Here is a 6,466-nt window from a genome sequence, read left to right on the forward strand (position 1 = left end):
CCGTGGTACTGGGCGGCGCGAGCGCCGCGACGCTGGCGGGCGAGGTCGGGGCGCGGGCGCGGCTGCGGCGGCGGAACGCGCTGCTCGTGCTGGCAGGGCTCTCCGCGGTGGCGCTGGCCCTGGGCCTGGCCGGCCCGGACCGCAGCCGCGCCGGCTGGGCGCCGCTGCTTAACCCCGTCGAGTACCTCTCGCCGGCGCCGCTCCCGCCCCTCGCGGTCGAGCCCGGGGATGCGGAAGTGCCACGCGGCGGCAGCCTGGACGTGCGGGTCGAGGCGCCGGGTCGCCTGCAGGTAACGCTGCACTGGCGCAGTGCGGGCGACGTGCCCCGCCAGCGCACTCTGCGGCTCGAGTCGGCGCGGGTCGCAACGCAGCTCGCGGGCATTGACGCGCCGCTCGGCTACTGGGTGACCGCGCCCGATGGTGCGGCCAGCGCCACCTTCCACGTCACGCCACTCGACCCGCTGCTGGTATCCGACCTGGTGGTCGACGTCACGTATCCGGCCTACCTCGAGCAGCCGCCGGAGCGCTTCGAGGGCGAGGTGCCGCCGCTGGAAGTGCCGGCGGGGACGGTGCTCGAGATCCGGGGCCGGGCGACCCGCCGGCTGCGCGAGGCCGCGCTGGTCCGGAAGGATGGCGGCTCGCGCGTCAGGCTGGTGACGCTAGCGGATCGGTTCACGGGCCGGTGGATGCCGGCGGCGGGCGGGGTGTACGACTGGCGGCTGATCGACCAGGCGGGCGGCGGGGCCGCGGCAACGCCGCCGCCCATCGAGCTCAGCATGCTGGAGGACCGCGCGCCGCAGGTCGAGATCACGTTCCCGGGCGCCGACACGCTGCTCGGTCCGGAACTGACGCAGCCGGTCGTAGCGGACGCTCGGGACGACCACGGCCTGGCCGCCGCGACGCTGGTAAGCTGGCGGGTGAGCGCACTGGGCGACCGTGACCCGGCCGTCGAGGAAGGGATCCCCCTGGAAGGCGAGGCGGAGCGGGTGGTGCTGCGGGCGGTGCTCGACGCCAGCGCGCGCCGGCTGCTGCCGGGCGACACGCTGCGCTACTTCGTGCGCGTCGTGGACAGCTCGCCGGCCAGGCAGGTCGGCGTCTCGCGCAGCTACGCGCTGCGCCTGCCGAGCATGGAGGAGCTGCGCAGGCGCGCGGCGGAGGCGGCCGAGTCGCTGGTCGAAGACGCGGAGTCGCTGGCGCGCTTGGCGCGGCAGCAGGAGCAGGCGGCACGCGACGCGCAGCGGCGGGCATCGGGCAGCAGCTCGCGCTCCGAGTCCGCCCGTGCGTCGGCTGGCGCCCGCGGCCGGGCGCGGCCGGGGCAGCAGGGCGAGAGTTCTGCTGACCTGGCGTTCCGCGAGGCCGAGCAGGCCCGCCAGGTGCTCGAGCGCCAGGAGGCGATGGTGCGGCGGGTCGAGGAACTGCGCGCGCGCACCGAGGCGCTGGACCGGGCCATCGAGGCCGCAGGGCTGCGCGATCCGGCGCTGCAGCAGCGGCTGGAGGAGTTGCGCCAGCTCTACGAGCAGATGCTGACGCCGGAGCTGCTCGAGAAGCTGGCCGAGCTGCGGGCGTCGCTGCAGGAGCTGGATCCGGAGCGCGTGCGGGAGGCGGTCGAGCAGCTCGCGCGCCAGCAGCAGGAGTTCCGGCGTCGCATCGAGCAGAGCCTCGAGCTGCTGCGGCGCGCGGCCGCGGAGCAGCAGATGAGCTCGCTGGCCAGGCAGGCGGAAGAGCTGGCGACCCAGGAGCAGGCGCTGGCCGAGGCGCTGAAGACGGAAGAGCCGCCCACGGCGGCGCGCGCGGAGCAGCAGCGGCAGCTCATGGAGCGGGCCGACTCGTTGAGCCAGGCGCTGAACCAACTGCAGCAGCGGCTGGCGGAGCAGGGGGAGTCGCAGGCGGCGGCGCAGACGGTGCGGGCGGCCGAGCAGGTGCAGTCGGCGCAGCAGCGGATGGCACAGTCGGCGCAGTCCGCGGCGCAGGCGGCCGAGCAAGCGCAGCAAGCGCAGCAGTCGGAGTCGCGTGCGCAGCAGCAGTCGGCGCGGCAGCAGGCGGGCCAGGCAGCGGAGCAGGCGCAGCAGGCGGCGGCGCAGCTTGCCGAGGCGGCGCGGTCGCTCAACGCCACCCGGCAGGCCATGGCCGAGTCGTGGCGCCAGGAAGTGCAGGAGACGGTGCAGCGCGCGACCAACGACGCCCTGGCCCTGGCGCAGCGGCAGAACGCGCTCCTGCAGCAGATGCAGCAGGCGCAGCAGCAGCGGGGCGGCGCGAGTCCATCGGAGATGCAGGGCATGCGGGCGGAGCAGGCTGCGCTGCAGCAGGGTCTCGAAGCTTTGGGCCGCAACCTGGCGGAGGCGGGGCAGCGCTCGGCCATGGTCAATCGTGATGTGGGCGCGGCGCTCGGCCGGGCGCTGCTGAGCAGCCAGCAGACGGTGGAGGCGCTGGAGGGGAAGAACGGCCCCCGGCGCGTGCCGGTACAGGAAGCCATGCAGACACTGGATGCGCTGAACCGGCTGGCGCTGGCGCTGCTGGCGAACAGCGAGCAGATCGCGCAGTCTGAGTCGGGCACCGGGCTGCAGCAGATGCTCGAGCAGTTGGCTGAGCTGGCCAAGCGCCAGGGGGCGGTCAACGGGCAGGCCAACTCGCTGCTCCCGCTGGACCTGGCGCCGCAGGTGCTGACTGAGCAACTGCAGCGGCTAGCGCGGGCGCAGCAGCAGGTGGCCAAGGAGCTGGGCGGGCTGCAGCACACGCGGGGCGGGCGGGAGCACGTGCTGGGCGAGCTCGAGGCCATGGCGCAGGAAGCGGAGCAGCTCGCGCGCGAGCTGGCCGGCGGCCGGTTGACTCCGGAGCTGCTGGCGCGACAGGAGCGACTGTTCCACCGCCTGCTCGATGCAGGACACACGCTCGAGCGGGACGAGGTGAGCGACGAGCGCGTGGCCGAGCGGCCGAGCGCGGTGCCGCCGTCCCGCGCCCAGCCGCTGGACCCCGAACTGCTGCAGGGTGGGCCGCGATTCCCGCTGCCCGATCCGGAGCAGCTCCGCGCGCTGCCGCCCGCCTATCGGCGCCTGATCCTCGAGTACTTCGACCGGCTGAACCGCGGCCCAGCGCAGGAGGCCCGCAAGTGAGGCACGCCGCGGAGCTCCTGACGGCGGGGTGCGCGGCGCGCGGCGTCGCCGGGGCTGTGCTGCTCGCTGCGCTGCTGGCAGCCGGCGCGGGCGCGGGCGCGGCGGCCGCCCAGGTGGTGAACGGCCAGGGCGCGGAAGAGATCCGGCTGCTGCGCGAGTCGGCGGTGCGCGAGGCGACTGGCGACCTGGCGGGCGCGGAGCGCATCCTGCGCGAGATCCTGGCGGACCGGCCCGAGTCCCTGAGCGCGCTGCTCTCGCTCGAGCGGCTGCTGCGCATGCAGGAGCGGACCGCAGAGCTGCTCCCGCTGATTGACCGCTTGCTGGCCGTGGACCCGGCCTCCGCCATCGGGCACCAGATGCGACTGCGCACGTACTCGGCGCTGGACCGCGTGGCCGAGCTCGAGCAGGCGGGCGAGAGCTGGATCCGGGCGACGCCGCGGCTGGAAACGCCGTACCGGGAGATCGCGCGGGCGTGGGAGGCGCGGGGCGAGTATGCCCCGGCCGTCGAGGTGCTCGAGCGCGGGCGCAGGCGAGTGGGGCGCGAGGATGCGCTGGCACTCGAGCTGGGCGACCAGTACGCGGCGCTGGGCGACTACGCGCGCGCCGTCCGCGAGTGGAACCGGGCCGTGGGCGGCGACGCCCGGGGGCTCCTGCTGGTGCGCAGACGGCTGGCGTCCCTGCCTGATGGCGGCGCGCAGCTCCTGCCTGCACTGATCGACTCGCTCACCGGCGGGCGCACCAGCATCGAGCGGCGGCGGGCGGCGGCCGAGCTGGCGATCGATGCGGGGCTGGGCACCCGCGCCGAGGCCATCGCCCGGCTGGTGGCCGAGGCGCTGACCGGCGCGGAGCGGCAGAGCTTCCTGGTCGAGACCGCGCGCCGCGCCGATGGTGCCTCGCTGCCCGCGCTGGCGTATTGGGGCTACTCGACGCTGCTGGCGGAGGGCGGGCCGGTCGAGCAGTTGTTGGCGGTCCGCAGCCGCCTGGCCGAGTTGGCGCTGGCCCTGGGCGATACAGCGGCGGCGCGGGAGAGCTACCTGGCGCTCGAGCGGGCTGCGGCGGTGGGCTCCGCCGAGCGGCGCCGCGCCGCCGCGGTACGCCTCGAGCTGACGGCGCGGGAAGGGAAGGCGGCGGCGGCGGCGAGAGAGTTCGACGAGTTCCGCAGACAGTTCCCGGAGGCGCCCGAGCTGGATGCGGTCGCCGCCGCGCTGGCTGCCAGCCTGGCCGCCGAAGGCGAGGTCGAGCGCGCCGAGCGGCTGCTGGTGGGGATCAACGGGCCGCGCTCGAACCTGGCCCGCGGGCGGCTCGCCCTGCGGCAGGGGGAGGTGGCGCGCGCCCGCTCCGCGTTCCTGGCTGCGGCGCCCGCGCTGCACGGCGCGGAAGCCACCCAGGCCATCGCTCTGGCCACACTGCTGGGCCGGGTCTTGCCTGAGGGCGGACGGCTGCTGGCGCGTGCCCTGGCGCGCGCCGGCACAGGCGAGGTCGCCGGAGCTGTGGCACTGCTGCACAAGGGCGCCGGCGAGCTGCATGTCTCCGAGCGGCCAGCAGTCCTGGATTTCGCGGCCACACTGGCGGACCTGGCGGAGCTGCGCGAGGAGGCATCCCGCATCCGGCGGGAAATCATTGCTGAGCACCCCCGCGCGCCGGAAGTCGCGGCGGCGCTGCTCGGGCTGGCCCGCGCCTTGCTGGAACAGCCGAGCGGGCTGGAAGAGGCGCAGGAGTTGCTGCGGCGCCTTATTCTCGAGCACCCGCGCAGCGCGCTGGTGCCCCAGGCCCGGCGCGAGCTGGAACGGGCGCAGGGGCGAGTGCCGCACTCTTAGTTTAATGGTCGAGTTTGTAAGTACGGCCATGGCCGAATGCGGCCGTATTTGCGGATTCGACCACTTACCCGGCAGGAGTGAAGCGGTGAACCATTCGGCCGTCTGTGGCCGGGCACCAGGACGGCTCACGGGAGAAGTCGTAGGAAGGAAGTTGAAGCTCATGCGTCACCTGCTGCTGTTGCTCGCGGGCCTGGCTCTGGCCGCCGTTCCCGCGTCGGCGCAATACCTGGTCGTCCCTATGGACGGCGCGCAGACCAACCATCTCAAGGCCTACGGCCTCACTTACTGGACGCTGCAGCAGGGACTGAGCGCGGAGTGGCTGCTGAACTACCGGTCCGGCTCGTTCCTGCTGCCGGACCGGCCGCAAGTCCGGCGCGAGGCGGCACTGCGCGGCGTCGCGGTCGAGGCGGCCACGGCAGGGCAGGTGGCGCAGATCCGGGCCGCCATCGACGAGTCCAACATGGAGAGCGTAATCCTGGAGAAGGCGCCGCAGATGGCGATCTACACGCCGCCCAACGCGGCGCCCTGGGACGATGCGGTGACGCTCGCGCTGACCTACGCGGACATCCCGTACGACAAGGTGTGGGACCGGGAAGTGCTGCAGGGCCGGCTCAAGGAATACGACTGGCTGCACCTGCACCACGAGGACTTCACGGGCCAGTACTCGAAGTTCTACATCAATTATCAGGGCGCGCCCTGGCTGCAGGAGGAAGTGCAGCGCAACGAAGCCATGGCGGCGGAGATGGGGCGTGCCAACGTGGCGGAGCTGAAGAAGGCGGTGGCGGAGGAGATCCGGCGCTACGTGGCGGACGGTGGTTTCCTGTTCGCCATGTGCACGGCGACGGAGACGGTCGAGCTGGCGCTGGCTGCGCTGGGCGTGGACATCGCCGCTCCGTTCAGCGACGGCACGCCGGCGGACCCGGAGGCGACCAGCCGCATGCAATGGGGGCGTACGTTCGCCTTCCAGGGCGCGGAAGTACAGCTCAACCCCGGCGTCAACGCCTTCAGCGACATTGACGGCCACCAGGTCAACACGCCGTGGCGCCAGCCGCTGGGCGCGTTCAGTCTCTTCGACTTCAGTGCCAAGTTCGATCCTGTGCCGTCCATGCTGGTGCAGAACCACGAGAACGTGCTGCCCGATTTCTACGGGCTGACCACTTCCTTCCGCCGCGACCGCCTCAAGCCGGGCGTGATCGTGCTGGCCGAGGAGGAGGGCGCGCCCTGGACCAAGTACGTGCACGGGAATTACGGCGAGGGCACGTGGACCTTCCTGGGCGGGCACGACCCCGAGGATCCGCAGCACCAGATCGGCGACCCGCCCACCGACCTGAACCTGCACCCGCACTCGCCCGGCTACCGGCTGATCCTGAACAACGTGCTGTTCCCAGCAGCCAAGAAGAAGACGCTGAAGACCTAGAGGTGGCGCTGGATGTTCTGGCGTGCCTCCCGCCTTCGGTGTATCTTCGCGTACCCGTACCCGTACCCGTACCCATGCCCGCCGTACCCGAGCCCGAGCCCGGTGACCGGAGGGGTCAAAAC

General features: G+C 73.2%; 3 protein-coding genes. All 3 read left to right on the forward strand.

The features are described from left to right. Nucleotides 1–3,110: hypothetical protein (locus tag HY703_05945; protein MBI4544713.1), on the forward strand; the 3,110-nt coding region annotated here is incomplete at its 5' end. Further along, complete coding sequence (locus tag HY703_05950; protein ID MBI4544714.1) at nt 3,107–4,927, forward strand: tetratricopeptide repeat protein; 1,821 nt, start codon at nt 3,107–3,109, stop codon at nt 4,925–4,927. The genes HY703_05945 and HY703_05950, both read left to right, overlap by 4 nt. A 160-nt stretch (nt 4,928–5,087) precedes the next feature. Further along, nucleotides 5,088–6,344, forward strand: coding sequence for an asparagine synthetase B (locus tag HY703_05955; GenBank protein ID MBI4544715.1), 1,257 nt, complete (start codon nt 5,088–5,090; stop codon nt 6,342–6,344). Nucleotides 6,345–6,466 lie beyond the last annotated feature (122 nt).

It is taken from the genome of Gemmatimonadota bacterium, from assembly GCA_016209965.1.
Lineage (GTDB): Bacteria > Gemmatimonadota > Gemmatimonadetes > Longimicrobiales > RSA9 > JACQVE01.